General features: G+C 54.9%; 18 protein-coding genes. 7 read left to right on the forward strand and 11 right to left on the reverse strand.

The window, feature by feature from the left end:
• Window positions 1-19: 19 nt before the first annotated feature.
• Complete coding sequence (locus FEAC_RS01610; protein WP_035388389.1) at window positions 20-934, reverse strand: DMT family transporter; 915 nt, start codon at window positions 932-934, stop codon at window positions 20-22.
• Between the two features lie 47 nt (window positions 935-981).
• Here FEAC_RS01610 and FEAC_RS01615 point away from each other — a divergent pair, with 47 nt between their 5' ends.
• On the forward strand, window positions 982-1,479 hold the full coding sequence (locus FEAC_RS01615; RefSeq protein WP_052574646.1) for a phosphate-starvation-inducible PsiE family protein: 498 nt from the start codon (window positions 982-984) through the stop codon (window positions 1,477-1,479).
• Here FEAC_RS01615 and gcvPB read toward each other — a convergent pair.
• From gcvPB to FEAC_RS01635, 4 genes are all read right to left on the reverse strand, one after another.
• Window positions 1,457-2,917, reverse strand: coding sequence for an aminomethyl-transferring glycine dehydrogenase subunit GcvPB (gcvPB, locus tag FEAC_RS01620; protein WP_035388474.1), 1,461 nt, complete (start codon window positions 2,915-2,917; stop codon window positions 1,457-1,459). The two genes, FEAC_RS01615 and gcvPB, sit on opposite strands and share 23 nt — an antisense overlap.
• A gap of 50 nt (window positions 2,918-2,967) precedes the next feature.
• Window positions 2,968-4,299, reverse strand: a complete 1,332-nt coding sequence (gcvPA, locus tag FEAC_RS01625; RefSeq protein ID WP_052565194.1) for an aminomethyl-transferring glycine dehydrogenase subunit GcvPA — start codon at window positions 4,297-4,299, stop codon at window positions 2,968-2,970.
• Window positions 4,300-4,407: 108 nt separating this feature from the next.
• A complete protein-coding gene (gcvT, locus tag FEAC_RS01630; protein ID WP_052565196.1) occupies window positions 4,408-5,448 on the reverse strand; it encodes a glycine cleavage system aminomethyltransferase GcvT in 1,041 nt (346 codons plus the stop codon).
• A gap of 29 nt (window positions 5,449-5,477) precedes the next feature.
• The gene (locus tag FEAC_RS01635; RefSeq protein WP_052565200.1) at window positions 5,478-5,930 is read right to left on the reverse strand and encodes a hypothetical protein; all 453 of its coding nucleotides are present in this window, start codon (window positions 5,928-5,930) and stop codon (window positions 5,478-5,480) included.
• 62 nt (window positions 5,931-5,992) lie between these two features.
• Between FEAC_RS01635 and FEAC_RS01640 the strand changes: the two genes are divergently transcribed.
• The 5 genes from FEAC_RS01640 to ftsR all read left to right on the forward strand — a co-directional run bounded on the left by FEAC_RS01640 (window position 5,993) and on the right by ftsR (window position 11,160).
• Window positions 5,993-6,583 carry a CDP-alcohol phosphatidyltransferase family protein gene (locus tag FEAC_RS01640; protein ID WP_052565203.1) on the forward strand — a complete coding sequence of 197 codons (591 nt, stop codon included), beginning with the start codon at window positions 5,993-5,995 and terminating at the stop codon, window positions 6,581-6,583.
• Window positions 6,584-6,623: 40 nt separating this feature from the next.
• Entirely contained in the window at window positions 6,624-9,140 is a 2,517-nt protein-coding gene (locus FEAC_RS01645) for a sugar phosphate nucleotidyltransferase (protein ID WP_035388395.1), read from the forward strand.
• 395 nt (window positions 9,141-9,535) lie between these two features.
• Window positions 9,536-9,916, forward strand: coding sequence for a glycine cleavage system protein GcvH (gcvH, locus tag FEAC_RS01650; protein ID WP_035388480.1), 381 nt, complete (start codon window positions 9,536-9,538; stop codon window positions 9,914-9,916).
• 3 nt (window positions 9,917-9,919) lie between these two features.
• Window positions 9,920-10,399 carry an FHA domain-containing protein gene (locus FEAC_RS16165; protein WP_035388397.1) on the forward strand — a complete coding sequence of 160 codons (480 nt, stop codon included), beginning with the start codon at window positions 9,920-9,922 and terminating at the stop codon, window positions 10,397-10,399.
• Between the two features lie 62 nt (window positions 10,400-10,461).
• Window positions 10,462-11,160 carry a transcriptional regulator FtsR gene (ftsR, locus tag FEAC_RS01660; RefSeq protein ID WP_052565205.1) on the forward strand — a complete coding sequence of 233 codons (699 nt, stop codon included), beginning with the start codon at window positions 10,462-10,464 and terminating at the stop codon, window positions 11,158-11,160.
• Here the strand turns inward: ftsR and FEAC_RS01665 are convergent.
• From FEAC_RS01665 to FEAC_RS01675, 3 genes are all read right to left on the reverse strand, one after another.
• Window positions 11,145-11,333: a hypothetical protein gene (locus FEAC_RS01665; protein WP_152623015.1), complete on the reverse strand. Its 189-nt coding sequence runs from the start codon at window positions 11,331-11,333 to the stop codon at window positions 11,145-11,147. The two genes, ftsR and FEAC_RS01665, sit on opposite strands and share 16 nt — an antisense overlap.
• Window positions 11,334-11,473: 140 nt before the next feature.
• On the reverse strand, window positions 11,474-11,977 hold the full coding sequence (locus tag FEAC_RS01670; RefSeq protein WP_035388484.1) for a bifunctional nuclease family protein: 504 nt from the start codon (window positions 11,975-11,977) through the stop codon (window positions 11,474-11,476).
• 156 nt (window positions 11,978-12,133) lie between these two features.
• Window positions 12,134-12,886 carry a cytochrome c biogenesis CcdA family protein gene (locus tag FEAC_RS01675; protein WP_052565207.1) on the reverse strand — a complete coding sequence of 251 codons (753 nt, stop codon included), beginning with the start codon at window positions 12,884-12,886 and terminating at the stop codon, window positions 12,134-12,136.
• A 169-nt stretch (window positions 12,887-13,055) separates the two neighbouring features.
• On the opposite strand from FEAC_RS01675, the gene FEAC_RS01680 reads away from it, so the two are divergent.
• Window positions 13,056-14,129: a cytochrome c oxidase assembly protein gene (locus FEAC_RS01680; RefSeq protein WP_035388399.1), complete on the forward strand. Its 1,074-nt coding sequence runs from the start codon at window positions 13,056-13,058 to the stop codon at window positions 14,127-14,129.
• Between the two features lie 40 nt (window positions 14,130-14,169).
• On the opposite strand, the gene FEAC_RS01685 is transcribed toward FEAC_RS01680, so the two are convergent.
• Genes FEAC_RS01685 through FEAC_RS01695 form a run of 3 tightly spaced genes read right to left on the reverse strand, consistent with a single transcriptional unit; the run spans window position 14,170 to window position 17,285 of the window.
• Complete coding sequence (locus FEAC_RS01685; protein WP_052565209.1) at window positions 14,170-15,099, reverse strand: tyrosine recombinase; 930 nt, start codon at window positions 15,097-15,099, stop codon at window positions 14,170-14,172.
• Window positions 15,083-15,676, reverse strand: a complete 594-nt coding sequence (locus FEAC_RS01690) for an NUDIX hydrolase (protein ID WP_052565210.1) — start codon at window positions 15,674-15,676, stop codon at window positions 15,083-15,085. The genes FEAC_RS01685 and FEAC_RS01690 overlap by 17 nt, the downstream gene beginning before the upstream one ends.
• Before the next feature lies 1 nt (window position 15,677).
• Window positions 15,678-17,285, reverse strand: coding sequence for a CTP synthase (locus FEAC_RS01695; protein WP_035388401.1), 1,608 nt, complete (start codon window positions 17,283-17,285; stop codon window positions 15,678-15,680).
• Window positions 17,286-17,296: the final 11 nt, after the last annotated feature.

Below are 17,296 nucleotides of genomic sequence, written 5' to 3' on the forward strand. Positions count from 1 at the left end.
AACGAGTGACTTTAGTCCTTTAGGTAGAGGACTCTTGGGGATCAAAGAGCCCAGGCTTCCCGCTTGGTGTCGCTATTGAGACCAACACCATGGCTGCAACCACAACCATACCACCAATCCAGACTCGGATACTCTCGCTCTGATGAAGGGCTACGAAGGCAATGACAGCGGCGAAGACGGGCTCAAAAGAGTAGAGAACCGAAACCTCGATGGAACTCAACCAACGAAGCGACCAGGTCTGTATGAGAAAACCTAGAGCTGATGCTCCGATCCCGTTGATGACCACGGTTGCCCATGCCTCGCTGGAGGCATGTAGCGGGATCAGTCCGCTCCCGCCGGGTCGCAGGGCGACGACTCCGGCGAGCACAGTGACCGTCGCCATCTGGAGTATTGTGAAGCGGATGATGGCCACCATTGTGTTGCTGTAGTGCTCTACGACTACGAGCTGTAACGCAAACAAGATTGCACAGCCGACGACGAGCGCAACGCCGAGTAGACGCCCGTGAGCTTGCGGACTAGCGAGCAGATAAAGTCCAAATACTGCAATGATGGTTGCTGCGAGTTGGAGTTTAGCAGGCCTGCGCCCGAGGGCAAGAAAGATGATCGGCACCAGGACGACCGAAAGACCAGTCAGGAATCCAGCCAATGACGCCGAGATGTAGCGTTGACCCTCGGTCTGAGTCAAGTAGGCGCCGAAGAGCAAGGCACCTGTGACCAGGCCACCCGTGAGTTCACCACGACCTAAGCCTCGCCAGAACGATCGACGCAGGCCAAACACGACACATAGGAGTACGGAGGCGACGAGAAACCGTAAGAACGTTAGCGTTACCGCTCCGATAGAGTGGAGGGCTACCTGGTTCAGCGAAAAGGTAACACCCCATATAGCGGTAACCCCAAGAAGAGCGATGCGTGCACTTCGATGGCGATAATCCATCACAGGTGGCCCATCATCGCCAGCCGAGCAGATATGCTACCCTGCACATGAGCAACTCCCCTATTAAGACCTCAAAATTAGCGGATTATATCTCGGTAACCGAAACCGTATTTTACATCATCGTAGCCCTGTTTTTGGCGTTGATGGCTGCCGCCGTCCTCTACCAAGCTGTCCATAGTCTCTTTAGTGTCGACCTGAACGGTGACGTTACGAGATCGCTGGTCTCGACACTGAACGAGGTTCTCTTTGTCATCATCTTGTTAGAGCTGATGAGCACGGTCTACAATCATCTGAAGAACGGTGGGTTTCAGCTACGGCCGTTCCTCATCATTGGCATAGTCTCTTCCGTACGTCGAATTCTTGTCCTTGGGGCACAACTATCGACGATACATAAATCGGTCAGCTCGACTGAGTTCCACTCCGCCGTCATGGAGCTTCTGGTGGAGACGTTGGTGGTGCTTGCGCTTACCGTCGCCCTCTACCTCCATGCGCTAGCTAAGCGCAAGAAGAACTCCAAACAGACTACTGACGTTGATCCTCAGTAAGGATAGGTTTCCTAGCTGCCATCGCCTCATCGAGACGCCTAACAGGGGTATTGCGCGGCATAGCGAGGACCGCCTCTGCATCCGTTCGGGCGGAGGCCACTATCTCCTCTAGCGCCTGCGCGATAGCCTCTAGCGTCTGCGGCGACTCGGTTTCGGTTGGTTCAATCATAAGCGCCTCGTGCACAACTAGAGGAAAATAGACGGTCGGTGAGTGGAACCCGGCGTCGAGGAGGGCTTTGGCGACATCGAGTGCTCGCACGCCAGTCTCGGCCTTCAACCGCTCAGCAGAGACCACAAATTCGTGCATGCACGGTTGCTGAAACGCGACCTCGAAGGTGTCGGCTATGCGAGCCTTGAGCCAGTTGGCGTTGAGCACCGCGAGCTCGGACATCGTTCGTAACCCATCGCTGCCTAGGTACTGCATGAAGGCCAATGCCCTTGCAAGTACAACCGCGTTCCCGTAGAAGGCATGAACTCTACCGATGGAACGTCTGGGTGCCACCCAGGTATAAGAGGATCCACCATCTAACGAACGTGGTAGTGGACCGGGTAGAAAGTCGGCTAGATGCTCCACGACGGCCACCGGCCCAGCTCCTGGCCCTCCACCTCCGTGGGGGGTGGCAAAGGTCTTGTGGAGATTGGAGTGAACAATGTCAAAACCCATGTCACCAGGGCGTGCAACCCCTACGATAGCGTTCAAGTTCGCGCCGTCGTAGTAGGCGAGACCGTCGACGGAGTGAATCACATCTAAGATCTCACGAATCTCACGCTCAAAGAGTCCAAGCGTGTTCGGGTTAGTAAGCATGATCCCGGCTGTGTCTTCATCGACGAGTTCGCGGAGTTTGGCAAGATCGACGAGGCCGTCAGGTCCACTCGGTACGGTGATGGCTTCGTATCCCGCTAATGAGACTGATGCCGGGTTAGTTCCATGCGCTGAGTCAGGAATTACGACCTTGGTGGGCTTGCGACCGCGAGACGTGTGGTATGCCCTCATGATCAGGAGGCCAGTAAGTTCACCACTGGCCCCTGCCGGCGGCTGCAAAGTAGCCTGTGCCATCCCAGTGATCTCGCAGACGTAGTGCTCGAGTTCGTTTAGGAGCCGCAGCCAACCCTGGATCGCCTCCGGTGGCGTTAGTGGATGAACGTTGGTGAGGCCGTCTATGGCCGCAACTTGATCGGCGAACTTGGGGTTGTACTTCATCGTACACGAGCCCAGGGGGTAGGCCCCAAGGTCGACTGAGTAGTTGCGGCTCGCGAGACGGGTATAGTGCGCTACCAGGTCTCTCTCCGATACCTCTGGGAGCTCAACCGCCTCCTCTCGCACCCAAGACTGAATCTCGCTTAGATCCATCGACGGCACTTCGGAGTTGCGAAGCGAGAAGGAGCGACGGGTTGGGACCGATAGCTCAAAAATCGTGGGCTCTTCGGCGTCACCCATAAGCGGCGAGGAGGCCGCGCGGCCACCAGGTGCACTCGTCATAGAAAATCTCATCTCAACTCCTTCGCCAGCGAATCGACAAAGCTATCAATCTCTGTTCGGGTGCGAGCCTCGGTCACGGCTAGCACTAGACGATCATCAAGACCTGGTGGAACAACTCCGGCCAGGAAACCATGTTGAAGCATGCGGTGTTGCAAGTCAGTAGCACTTCCAAAGGTGCGCACCGTGAACTCACGGAAGAAGTTACGAGTACTGGGCACTAGACCGATCTCGCTAAGTCGCGATGCCAGATAATGGGCGCCGTCGTAGTTGCGCCGAGCCAAGAGTTGGAAGCCTCGCTTGCCGAGCCATGCCATGTGGATAGCTGCTTGGATGGCCATCAAGGTCTGGTTGGTGCACACATTTGAGGTCGCCTTCTCTCGGCGTATATCCTGCTCTCGAGTTCGAAGTGTGGTCACAAACGATCTTCGTCCCTCGAGGTCTCGTGTCTCTCCAACGAGGCGCCCAGGCATAAGGCGAACGTACTCGGCTCGTGCGGCGAATAGTCCCAAATATGGACCGCCGAAGGACAATGGTATGCCAAGCGACTGGCCCTCGCCAACTACAATATCGGCACCGAGAGTGCCCGGAGAGCGCAACAGACCAAGCGCAATTGGGTCTGCTACGACGATTAGAAGCGCCCGTTCGCTATCAGCTAGGGCGCGTGCTTCCTCGAGATGTTCGATGGCCCCGAAGTAGTTAGGGTAAGCGACTATGACCGCTGCTGCCCCAGCGTGATCAGCACTGCCAGATCCGAAGTTGGTGCTGTCATCAGCCTCCAAGTCAAGGTGCTCGATCTCGAGGTGAGTCCCTGTTCCAAAGGTGGCGAGAGCCTCACGATAGCTAGGATTCACGCCGTTTGAGACGATAACACGCCGTTGTTTGGTGAAGCCAACCGCCATGTTGACAGCCTCAACCAAGCTGGCAGCCCCATCGTATAGCGACGCATTCGCGATCGGTAGCCCGAAGAGACGTGCAACCATGGTTTGAAACTCAAATAGTGCTTGCAGTACCCCTTGAGCAACCTCTGGTTGATAGGGCGTGTAGGCGGTCACGAACGCCGATTGGCTTCCAAGATGGCGAGCGGCAGCGGATAGGTCGTGATCGTAGGCGCCTGCGCCAGCGAAACTCACCAGCGAGCTCCTGACGGCGGAGTTATCTCTTCCAAAACGTGAGAATTGTTCTAGAACCTCGATCTCTGACAGATCACTTGGTAAGGAAAGAGGTTCAGTTCGCACCAACGCCGACGGAATCGAGGCATATAACTCCTCGAGTGAGCTCATCCCTAAGTCTGTCAACATCTGCTCGATCTCCTCCTCGGTATGAGGCGCAAAAGACGGCAACCGATCCTCCTTTATCTACTATTTAAATCGGGTATGTGACCTCGACGCAGGAGGCCCTCATGGTAGTGATCGTAGCATTGACGCGGACGAACACCTGGTGCGTGAACATCAGTTCATAGCGGCGAATGGGTACGCACAACGTTCGATAGCGAGCATCGAGCCATTGCGCTCCAGGTAGATCGGTTCTGGGCTGTCGGCCTTCAGGAACCCTAAACCGATGCCTTGTTTGCGCAACGGTGAATAGCCGCCACTTGAGACCCAACCAACCTCAACTTGATTCGAATAGATGCGTTCACCTGTCCGAAGCGGAGCCCGCGTGCCTGTAGTAAGACCGGTGATCAGCGGTGAGACTCCGTCAATCTTCTGCTGAAGAAGTGCCACCTTGCCCGGAAATTCACCCTTGTCAAACTTAACAACCCAGTCCAGTCGCGCATTAAGCGGGGTCAAGCCATTGCCGAGCTCATGACCGTGCAGCGGCAAGCCTGCCTCAAGACGTAACGTATCCCGAGAGCCGAGCCCACATGGTTTTACCCCCGCCTCAATTAGGGCAAGAAAACACTCTTCTGCCACCTCATTTGGCAACGAAAGCTCCACCCCATCGCTGCCGGTATAGCCAGTGCCAGAGACGATTACCGGGGCACCTTGATAGCTTCCATGAATAAGCCGATTTTTGCTCGGAAGTTCGGCGGTGGAGATCAGGTCAGCTACGTATGCCCTGGCCGCTGGTCCCTGCACTGCAAGTATGGTTCTTGAGTCAGTTATGTCATCACCGCCAACGTTGGCTAGAACGTTCTCAGTGTTGGCGGCGTTGGGCATGACGTGAAAACGAGTATCCTCGAGCCACCATACGATGATATCATCGAGCACTGAACCGTTCTCGTCAAGCAGGTGGGTGTACTGAGCTCTGCCAGCCGAAATTCGAGCAAGATCGTTGGTGAAGACTGCTTGCAGCCGTGCAAAAGCCTCCGGACCCGACACCTCTACGCTGCCGAGGTGGCTGACATCGAAGACGCCAGCGCCGGTACGAACAGCGAGGTGTTCCGCAATCGTCCCCTCTGAATAGGCTAGCGGCATCTCATAGCCACCAAATTCAGTCATCTTGGCACCAAGCCGAAGGTGGGTGGCATGGAGAGCAGTGGTCTTGGTCACTTCTCACATGTTAACTGCCGTTGTTAGGGTTACCCAACATTCTTTTTAGGGACCATAGAAAGTTCTATCTGTTCAGTTGTATATAAGCGGCAGAGGCGGAGGCGACTGTCGAGGTGATCGAGTTCGACTCGGATACAAGCCTGCTGTTCACACCAGCCCTCCAGGCGTTCAAAGACATCGCTATCCGAACCAAAGGCGACGAAGGTAGCTTGTGCCCTCGACACCCTTTGCTCCGGCTGGGTGTAGGGCTGATAACCGATGAGGATAGATTCGTCGGCTCGCATGACATTAGTGATCAGCACTTCAGGTTCATAGGCCATCGTAGAGGTGAGATGACTGGCGTTGAACTCTGCAGCTCTTCTGGCCCGTATGGAGTCCATGAATCGTGTGTGACGCCTCCACCCCACCAGGAATGCGATGATTCCCATCAACACGATGGTAGATGGGAACACGACGAGTGAAAGCATGGATCCCTGTGGCACTCCCTCATTCTATAGCAGCCGCTATAGTTATTCGGGAATTCCATCGATTGGATTGCCAGCCTATGCTGGGAACCGTGAACACCCATCGGCTGCCATCTATTATTCGTGCCGCTGTGCCATCGATCATCACCGCGATCAGGTTGGTTCTACTCATACCGGTATGGATATTGCTGCGCCACGGCCACCAGGATGTCGCCGCCGCAATTCTCCTTGCGGTGATGGGGATCACCGATTTTCTCGACGGCTATGTCGCGCGTCGTACCGGAGCAGTCACTACCTTCGGCAAGATTTTTGACCCTCTCTCCGATCGTGTTGTGCTCATCGTGATTGCAGTAGCTGCGCTCGTCGATCACCTGGTCCCCGTATGGCTACTCGTCCTTGTGCTCGCACGCGAGATACTTGTTGGGATTACCGTCCTTGCTGACCTGCTAATTCATCGTCATCGTAACGACGTTGTCTGGATCGGGAAAGCCGGTACCTTTGGTTTGCTACTAGGATTTCCGTTGGTAGTTCTTGGCGACGGATTGAGTCAGCCGATCGTAAGAATTATAGCCATCGTTGTAATGTCGGTGGCGGTCGTTCTTTTGTACGTCGCGCTCGCTCTCTACGCCCTAAACTTTGTGAGAATAGCTCACCCAGAGGAACTACCCTAGCAAGACCGTTGCGGCCACAACGGTCGAATGGGAGGTTGTCATGCAGGCAGTTATTATCGCTGGAGGAGAGGGAACCCGGTTACGCCCTCTCACGAGCACAACACCCAAGCCGATGCTACCAATCGCGAACAAGCCAATGATTGGACATGTGGTCGAGCTCCTGGCTGCCCATGGGGTAACCGACATCATCGTGACCGTTGCATATCTTGGGAATGCTATAAGGAACTACCTCGGTGATGGAGCCGAGTTTGGCGTGTCGGTGCGCTACCTCCAGGAGGAGACTCCGTTAGGCACCGCAGGGGCTGTAGCCCACGCGCGTCATCTCGTACGGGGCACGTTCCTGGTGCTTAGCGGAGATGTGTTGACCGATATCAACTTAGGCGAGGCGATACAGTTTCACCAGTATCATAACGCTAAGGCGACCATGGTCTTGACTGCGGTAGACGCGCCCACCGAGTTCGGTATCGTTGCAACCGACGAGACTGGACGAGTAGAGCAACTCATCGAAAAACCAACCTGGGGTGAGGTGTTCACTGATACGGTCAACACCGGAATTTACGTACTCGAACCAGAGGTCCTAGATACGATACCAACTGATCGCCCAGTCGACTTCTCAAGTGAGGTATTCCCCCGCCTGTTGGCCGATGGAGAGGAGCTTTTCGGCTTTATCTCCGAAGGCTACTGGGCTGATGTCGGCACTTTTGGAGGGTTTTTCCAGACCGGGAGGGACATCCTCGATGGTCGAACCCACACTCAATTAGAGGGTTTCAGCTTCCAGGGTGGCGTCATGATTGGCAAGGACTGTGACGTTGATCCCACCGCAAAGATCGAGGGACCCGCACTTATCGGGAACTATGTCTACCTTGGACCCGGGACCGAAATTCGACCTTACACCGTATTAGGAGACAACGCTCGCATAGAGACAGGTTCAGTGCTGTCGGGTGCAATCGTCTTTGATCATGTCTTCGTAGGTGAATCCTGCCGGATTAGAGGTGCGATACTTGGACGAGGAGCGGAGATTCGTTCTCGATCCGTGGTTAACGATGGGGTCATCATCGCAGACGGCGTCTACGTCGGCCGCGAAGCGGTATTAGCGCCAGACATCAAGATCTACCCTGCCAAGAAGATCGAACCTCTATCTACGGTCACGAACTCCATCGTGTGGGAGGCTGGATCGCCTCGGACCGTCTTTGGTCCGATAGGCATATCGGGTCTTGCTAACATTGACATCACGCCAGAGCTAGCATGTCGCATCGCCATGGCCTATGGGTCGATGCTACCCCTCCACTCCGTGGTCATGGCCGCCAGGGACACCTCACGATCAGCTCGAGCTATCAAGCGGGCGATGATGGTTGGGTTTAACTCAGTGGGGATGGATGTAGAGGATCTCGAGGTCTCGACATTGCCCGTTATGCGTCACCTAGTGGCCAGATCTGACAGTCGTGCTGGTGTGCGAGTCGCGCTCGACCCTCAGGACCCACAGGGACTACTGATACACCTCATCGATGAAACCGGATGCGATCTCTCCCCTGGTGATAGGCGCAAGGTCGAGAGAGCTCTCGAACGCGAAGATTTTCGACGAGTCTCGGGTTCGGAAGTTGGAGATCTACGTGCCTATCCCCGCTCCTTTGAGAGTTGGAAGGCCGAACTCAATGACCGACTCCCAATGCGGCGCATTCGCAGACTAGGTGCCAAGATTGTTATTGACTTTTCTTATGGTAGTGGGAATCTCTCGTTACCTCAGGTACTCGCATCTCTTGGCATGGACATCCTTGCCGTCAACTCATACCCGTCAACGATTCGTTCGATAACTCACGATCCACACAATCAACTGCAGGCACTTGCCAGGCTTGTTGTTGCATCCTCTGCACAGCTTGGCCTGCTTGTTGATCCAGGTGCCGAACGCATTACGGTTGTAGACGACGAGGGAATAGCGTTTAACGATGCTGAGTTAGCAGCACTCCTTACCAAGCTGGTGATCCAGAGCGACGGGATCCAAGAGGTGATTGCCCCGGTAAATATGCCAAACACACTCGAAAATCTCGCAAATGAAGCTGAGATTCGCTTTACATGGGCAGGGCTGGACCTCAATGACATCAGCACTCGGGTCCGCACGAGTGAGGTCCCCGCCATCGGAGTCGGCGGTAGAGGACTTTTTCTTTTCTCAAACCTCACCTCCGTTCCAGATGCAGCCGTCAGCCTTGGATACCTCCTTTCTGGGCTCGAGCACGTCCGTCAACCCCTTTCACGGCTGCGTAGGGCGATCAAGGTACCAAAGGTCCATGTTGATGAGATTCCAGTGAGTTATGCGCAGATGGGTTACACGATGCGAGAGTTGCGAGCCCAGGCTGAAGCAGAATCTCACGAGCACCTCATTGCCATTGATGGCATCCGTCTCAGTGATCACGATAGGTTTTGGCTCGTCGCTCCAGACCAGCAGGAGCCGCTGCTAAAGGTCTGGGTTTCTGATGAAGATGAATCGGCCGCGACCGCAACTATAGCGAAACTTCATCAACAGGTACGGTCAATTCGTGACGCTGCGCCTCATCTTGGTTGAGGGGAGTCCGCTCCCCATCGAGAACGACGGTACTTTCTTGATCATTCATTCGGCCATCGGTAGCTCGTGCCCAGTAGAGGCGTGCTAGACCCAGAGCGAGATCTCCCAACAACCGCTGTGGTTACAAATCCTGCGGAATGTATCCTCTTGGCTATGGAGGGGTAACCTCGGCTCTGTAGCATACGTGTGTTCATGTATGCTACAGAGCCTTATCATTGGCAGCGACACGAAAATGGACGGCGCAGACGCCTACCATTTCCCCCTTAGAGGGTGAGGACTGTCTGCGTTCTTAGTCGCGACCGTTTTTGCCCGCGACCGCCAAGATCTTGCAGTGAAGCTTATTTTTTTGGTTGTGAGTGAGCACAGATGAGATTAACCAGTTAGCCTTGGCAACTATGAACTTTCCTGAGCATCTTCAGTACACAGCTGAGCACGAGTGGGTCCTTATCGCCGATGGCGTAGCCACTATGGGGATCACCGATTACGCCCAAGACGCCCTCGGTGATGTCGTCTTCGTCGGCGTTCCTGAGATAGGGCGTTCAGTCGGGGTTGGGGATTCAATCGCCGAGGTGGAGTCGACCAAGTCTGTCTCCGATATCTTTGCCCCAGTCGCAGGTGTGATAGCCGAGGTCAACGAGCAGCTGAGCTCAACACCTGAGCTACTCAACAGTGACCCCTATGGTGAGGGGTGGATCTGCCGGCTCACCATGACCGGTGATGATGCCAAGCAACTGCTCGACATCGCTGCATATCGTAAACTCCTCAACAGCGAGTAAGGCGTGTCAGTCTGTCCGCAGTGTCAAGAAGTCAACCCTCCAGCGGCTCGGTTTTGCGCCGCCTGTGGTTCGCGCCTGCTCGAGCTTCCTGAGGAGACCACTGGTTCGCTCGATGTGGTGGATCCAGGGCTACTCCAACAGGGTGATGTGACGGAGCACATCGCTCAAGCGCCAGCCGGGGGCTATGGCTTTTTGATGATTCAGATTGGACAAGAGGCAGGTTCTTGGTTTCAGTTGGATCGGCAGACGATGAGTATTGGTCGACATCCAGACAGTGATATCTTTCTCAATGATGTTACCGTCTCCCGACGCCACGCTGAGATTACCCTCAGGGATGATGAATACTACATTAAGGATGCTGGGTCTCTCAACGGAACCTATATGAACCGCGAGCGGGTTGAGGAGGAGAGATTGTGCCCGGGCAACGAGATACAGATCGGGAAGTTTCGGCTGTTGTTCCTGCGACAGGGGCAGGGCGACTGACTACCACACCCAGATGGGAGGTCTTGCGAGGCGATTCGGGACGAGAATTCTCCATAAAAGAGGTGCTCACCCTTCTTCAGGAGGAGTTCCCAGAGGTAACGATCTCGAAGATCCGTTTTTTGGAGAGTCAGGGACTGATCGCCCCGGAACGCAATGCTGCTGGCTATAGGAAGTTTTTTCAACAAGATATCGAACGCCTCTGCGAGGTGCTACGGTTGCAAAAATCCACCTATATGCCGTTACGCAAGATCAAGGAGCACCTCGAAGCGGATACCAGAGTGGATCTCTTCTCCCAGGAACCTGAACCCGAGATCTCCTTGGAGGTGGAGCCAGTAGTTGGGTCCCCATCGTCGGCCAGTCGGCCCGAGCTCTTCCCCATCGATGAGCTTGCTCGCCTTACCGGGGCTAGCACTAAAAGTATCGAAGAGATGATCCGTAACGGACTGATTACCGGTGTGACCGTCGCCGGCCAACGTCATTTTTCGCCTACCGAGATTGAGATCGTGCGCACTATCCACTCGTTCGCGAAGTTCGGTCTCGAACCACGGCACCTGCGTCACTATCGGACCTCAACCGATAGAGAGGTAGGGCTTATCGAACAGCTGCTCATGCCACTCGTTCGTCAACGAAGCCCAGAGGGGCGTCGTAAAGCTGCCGATGAGCTTGTTGAGCTTGTTGAACTCAGCTCCGGATTGCGAGGCTTATTGCTCGAAAACGCGCTGTCTCAGCTCAAAAAGCTCACCGATCACTCATCTTCGTAGAGTTCGTCGTCATCTGAGGAACCTCTAGCCAGCGCCACGCCAAAGACGATTAGGAAAAAGACTCCTCCGATGATCGCTGCTACGCCAAGAGAGACGGAGATGAAAAAGGCACCAATGATGGCTAATGCGAGTATCCCCGCGACGATCAATACCGCTTTCACTGAAAAGTTCACCTCCGTCTCGCCAACTAGGTCTAGCGTAGCTCCACTAGGATAAAGGCTGGTGAAGGTGTGGATTTGCAACTTATACCTGTTGGGCTAATGTACTAGTTGTCTTGGCGTCAAACTCAGCAACCACAGGACGAGCGGTGCAGCTAGTCGGAGAAGTCCTCTGGTCGTATTGACTTGAGAAAGTCGCGAAACTCGCCGACGATCTCCTCCTGCTGAACTTGCGGACCTGAATCGGCCTGAGTCTCATCGAAAACGGTACCCTCTGCGTTCATGATTGCTTCATCAATGAAGATGGATGCTCCACTTCGGATAGCGAGAGCCACTGAGTCCGACGGTCTAGCACTAATACGATGCTCAATTCCGTTCGCCACGAGCGTAACTTCGGCATAGTAGGTTCCATTTCGCACTTCGGTCACGACTACTTGCGATATCTGTGCATCAAGCACCTCAAGAAAGGTGCAGGCGAGATCGTGAGTCAGCGGCCTTGGGGGGTCAACGTTGGCGATGGCGAGGTCGATAGCGTTGGCCTCAGGAACGCCGATGAAAATGGGCACCACTCGGTAAGGCGTGGATAGCTCCTGTAATAGAAGTACAGGCGAGTTGGAGCGAAGATCCACTTTTACACCAGCTACCTCAACCTCAACCATACTCATATTCTAGCCATGACCCGCGCATTGCGTAATGACTCGGACCCTCAGTTGTTCAGATAATGCCAATAGCATTGTGTGCAGATCCGAGGCGTAGCGATCGACCAAGCTCTCGCCAGCGATGTTGCGTCCTGGCCGTTGGTAATCGATCGGTTCCTATCCAAGATGATTGAGTGCCGAGAGTCCTACCGAGGATGCTAAGTTCTCAAGGTGGCTGGTTATCCAGGTGAACTGGTTAAGCATCATCACCACTCCAAAGATCAATAAGATGACGGCCGACGCTATCGTGAGGACGCGCGTGTGTTGTTTGACAAACTTAATAGCCCCCATGGCGCGAGTAAAAACAAGCCCAGTAACGAGGAAGGGAACGGCGAGTCCGGCAGAGTATGCCAACAATAACAGCATCCCCTTGAGGACTAACGTCTGAGTCGCTGCAATTGCGAGTACTGAACCAAGAATAGGACCAATACATGGTGTCCAGCCGAAGGCAAACGCCATCCCTGCAACCGGTGCAGCAAACTTCCCATAGCGCTGCAGCTTCGGATGGAAACGACGCTCCATCGCTAATTGGGGGGCCGACGAGAACTGCGTAACTAAAAGGAACACAGCCATGAGGATGAGAACGGCGCCTCCAACACGTTCGATGGCGACATGGTCGCGTGCTAGCTGTTGCCCTAGGGCTGACGCAGTTAGCCCTAGGGCAGTAAAGACGACCGTAAAACCAGCTGCAAACAGCAGCGTTGAAGAGGTCACTTTGCGAAGCTGCAGCACACTCCCGCTAGCGATCTCATCGGCATCGAGGCCCGAGACTACAGACAGATACGCAGGGACCAAAGGAAGGACGCACGGAGACAGAAACGAGATCACTCCCCCGCCGAAGGCGATGATGTAACTCCCGCTAATTCCCACATAGCCAGTATAGGAGACGTCCGACCCACCAAGTTGGCTCGGTCAAGATGAGTCTCATCGAATAGTTGTCTAATCGAGTTCGCATAGAGCACCTGGTGGTCCGATCTAGCGAGTAGGCGGATGTTGCGCTCGCGCCTGCTAGACCCTAACATGGTGGAGAGGAGGTGTGGTGGATACTTTTCACTATCTCGGGCTCTTGACGGCTTGGTCGATTAGCCCGTTTTCGATCGCTATCCTATTTGTTCTTGTAGCGCTTGTTGCTTGGTACCTCGACGGAGTTCTGAAGGTGCGCGCAAAGGGACGCAAGTGGTCGAATGCGAGAGTGGTTGCCTTTGTTGGTGGAGCATTCGCAGTCGAGTATGCGCTTGGCGGACCGGTATCGGTGTATGTGATGCGCTACTTCACTGCTCACATTGCACAACATCTACTTCTGATGATTGTGGCTCCTGGCTTGATGGCACTCTCTGCGCCGGTCACCTTGGCGTTACAGACCTCAAGACCCAGAGTCCGCAAACTCATCGACAGCTTCTTGCATTCGCGCTTTTTGCATGTTGTCACCTTCCCACTTGTCGTCTTTGTGCTCTACTACGGAGTCATGTGGTGGTTTTTCACCTCGACGGCGGTTGGCTTCGCGATGGCGCATATGTGGCTAATGGACATTCTAAACATACTGTTTTTCGCTGGTGGCGTCTTGTTCTGGTGGCCGATCATTGGCAAGGACACCATCATTCACTGGAGGCTAGGATTCGGCGGTAGGATTCTCTCGCTTGCCATCGGGATCCCCTTTGAGACCTTTTTGGGCATTACCATCACCTCTAACAAGGTTTCGTTGGCACCATCAGTCTATTCGCTTGGCAATTGGCACGCTGGCGGTCAGGTTTTATGGGGCGGGGGCGAGGCGATGACAACCATTGGTTTGGCTATTGTGATTGGCAGCTGGATCGCTTCTGAAGATCGTGCTCATCGCAGGATGAACGCTAGCACTGAAGCGTTTCCGCTCTCGAGCCGCGGCGAGGGCATGCCCAAGGAGTACTACTGGGCTCAGCAGATTATTGCACGTACCCCTGTTGACTCCCCGGTCCACCAGGAAGCTCTCTCGGTACTCGAACAGATCGAACGAGAGCAGAGTAGGCACCGCCAAACCCACGATAGCGATAGTGCCGTTACGACGAACGCACGCACCGCTCCAGCAGGCGGTGCAGGGAACATTAGCACCGCTCCAGCAGGCGGTGCGGTGGATTAGCAGTTGTCAATTTGTTGAACCGATAGGTTCGCAAGTGGAGCTAGGACCGTGATGCGCGAGGGTGAAACTCGTTGTAGACCTTTGTGAGATGGGCCACCGAAACCTTGGTATAGATCTCAGTGGTGGCGATTGATGCGTGTCCGAGAAGCTCCTGGATAACTCTCAAATCGGCACCTGCCTCCACGAGGTGGGTGGCACATGAGTGCCGCAGTGTATGCGGCGAGAAACGGCTACCGAGGCCAACTGCCTGGGCGCGTTTCTTTAGCGCGAACCAGGCTCCCTGGCGAGTAAGACGGGCTCCGGTCTGATTAACAAAGACGGCCCGCTCTGCAGGGTGATTCCTAATCAGCTGTCGGCGAGATTCACTAAGATAACCAGACAAGAAGCTGGCCGCAATTGGTGGCACGGGCACCAACCGTTCCTTCGAACCCTTTCCGGTGACCGTAAGCCAGAAGGAGTCCTCGCGGAGATCCTCTAGATCGAGCCCTACCAACTCCGAGATCCGCATCCCCGAGGCGTACAGAAGCTCCAACATCGCCCTGTCGCGGCTCGCTAGTGGATCCGTGGGCACGGTAGCTTCGAGGAGTGTCACTGTCTCTGCGACCGAAAGAGCTTTAGGGAGGGATGCGATCTCGGTGTGGAGTCGAAGTCCTTCCATCGGATCATAAACCATCTGACCGCTGGCTATTAGATAGCTGTAGAGCCCACGAGCAGCTGAGGCTGCCCGGGCGGCACTCCTGGCTGAGGTCGTGCACTTATAGTCGGCGAGGAAGGCCGCAAGATCTTGACGATTAGCGCCAAGGATCGAGGTCTCATGGCTGAGTAGATAGCCGAGCAGTCGTAAGAGATCTCCTCGGTAGGCCAAGATTGTAAGCTCACTTCGCTCCTGCATTACGGCGAGAAAAACCAGGTACTCGTCTATCAGTGAGCTTCCGGGTAGATCTTCCTCTGCCTCAACTGAAGCGTTCACCGACGTTTGCTGACTCAGGATAGTTCGATGGGTCAAGCCCGTGCTGGAGCAGATAGAGTTTGCTCAAAGTGATCCCAACGATGGATTTGCCATCATCGAGCTCTTGAAGTGCTGAGAACTCACCGAGGGCACCGATGCTTAGCGCCCGAATCTGCATGTCCTCTTCCTCTACGGACTGTGGCGCAAGAGGCGCATCTGATAACCCAAGCGCAATAACCACGTGTGTGGTCTCATTAGTAAAGCCGGGAGAGTTCAGAAAAGAACCGACAAGTTCTAGTCTATCGGCCTTGAGTCCGCACTCCTCCTGGAGTTCGCGTTCAGCGGTGGTGAGGAGCTCCTCACCTGGGACGTCACACTTGCCAGCTGGCAGTTCGATAAGGTGCCGTTCTACGGATGGTCGAAACTGCCTGACCACCACTACACGGCCATTCGTGAGCAGCGGAACGATGACAACTGCACCAGGGTGCTCGACGACTGTCCTCCGATAGTCGACCCCGTTTACTCGGAACGACTTCTCGCGCATGGTAAGAAACCCGTTGGTCGCCAAGGTGCGCTCGCCGATCTTGGCGAAGGTCATATCAATGCTCCTTGGCAAACTCTAGAGCCGACCCTACGAGCCCTAGAAACAATGGGTGCGGTCGATTGGGCCGGGATTGGAACTCCGGGTGTGCTTGGGTTCCCACCCAGAACGGGTGTCCCGATAGTTCGATGAACTCCACCAGACGTCCATCGGGTGAGAAGCCAGAGAGGCTTAGACCAGCGTTACGCAAGCGGCCATGGAAGCGTTGGTTGACCTCAAATCGGTGACGATGGCGCTCGTAGACCACCTCTGAGTTGTATAGCTCGTGCACTAGCGAGCCCGCCTCCAGCCTTGCTGGATAAGTTCCTAGGCGCATAGTGCCGCCGAGATCGGTGAGTTCGCGTTGATCGTCCATGAGATCAATCACTGGAAAACTGGTATCACTGTCAAACTCGGTCGAGTGGGCATCGGTCATATCACCAAGGTGACGAGCGATGTCCACTACCATCACCTGGAGACCAAGGCAAATACCGAGGCAGGGAATGCCGCGCTCTCGCGTGACCATCGCTGCGCTGATCTTTCCATCGATGCCACGAGCACCAAAGCCACCGGGAATCACGACTCCATCGATACCATCAAAAAATGAATCCGCCATCATCGGCGTTACCTCTTCGGCTGAGATCCATTCAATTGCCACTTTCGCGTCATGATGAAGACCACCGTGGCGAAGTGCCTCAACCACGGAGAGATAGGCGTCAGCATGGTCAACGTATTTACCGATGATACCGATTCGCACCTCGCGGAGTGGGGACGCCGCCCGGCGCGCGAGATCTCTCCACTCTCCAAGCTCAGGTTCCTCGGGGCCGCCTAGGCGAAGTAACTCGACAAGATAGTCATCGAGTTCTTGGTCGTGCAAGACTAAGGGGACGGCGAGCAAGTTATCGGTATCTATGGCGGTTACGACGCCGCGCTCGGGAACATCGCAAAACATGGAGATCTTCTGTCTAACCGAAGCGGACATCGGTCGATCGGAGCGGCACACGATAATGTCTGGCTGGATTCCGCGAGAGCGTAGTTCGGCGACCGAATGCTGGGTCGGCTTTGTCTTTTCCTCCTGCGACGGGCCGATATGCGGTACCAAAGTTAGATGAACGAAACAAGCATGGTCGCGTCCGATCTCGTTGCGGAGCTGTCGAATCGCCTCGAGAAATGGCAAAATTTCTATGTCGCCGACGGTGCCACCGATCTCGGTTATCACCACATCGGTATCGTCGGTGGCGAGTGCTCGGATACGGGTTTTGATCTCGTCGGTGATGTGCGGGATAACCTGTACCGTCTTGCCTAGATAATCACCGTGGCGCTCTCGCTCAATCACCGTTTTGTAGATTGCGCCAGTTGTGACGGAGGACCCTCGACGAAGTTGAATATCGACAAAACGCTCATAATGACCTAGATCGAGGTCGGTCTCCGCTCCGTCTGCAGTGACGAAAACTTCTCCATGCTCGAATGGGTTCATAGTGCCAGGATCAACGTTGATGTAGGGGTCAAGCTTTTGCATCGTGACTCGAAGTCCCCGTGCCTTCAAAAGGCGACCGATCGACGATGCAGTAATGCCCTTCCCTAACGAGCTTGCAACGCCGCCCGTGACAAAAATATGCTTAGTCAACCCCGCGCTCC

Origin of the sequence: Ferrimicrobium acidiphilum DSM 19497, from assembly GCF_000949255.1 — a bacterium.
Lineage (GTDB): Bacteria > Actinomycetota > Acidimicrobiia > Acidimicrobiales > Acidimicrobiaceae > Ferrimicrobium > Ferrimicrobium acidiphilum.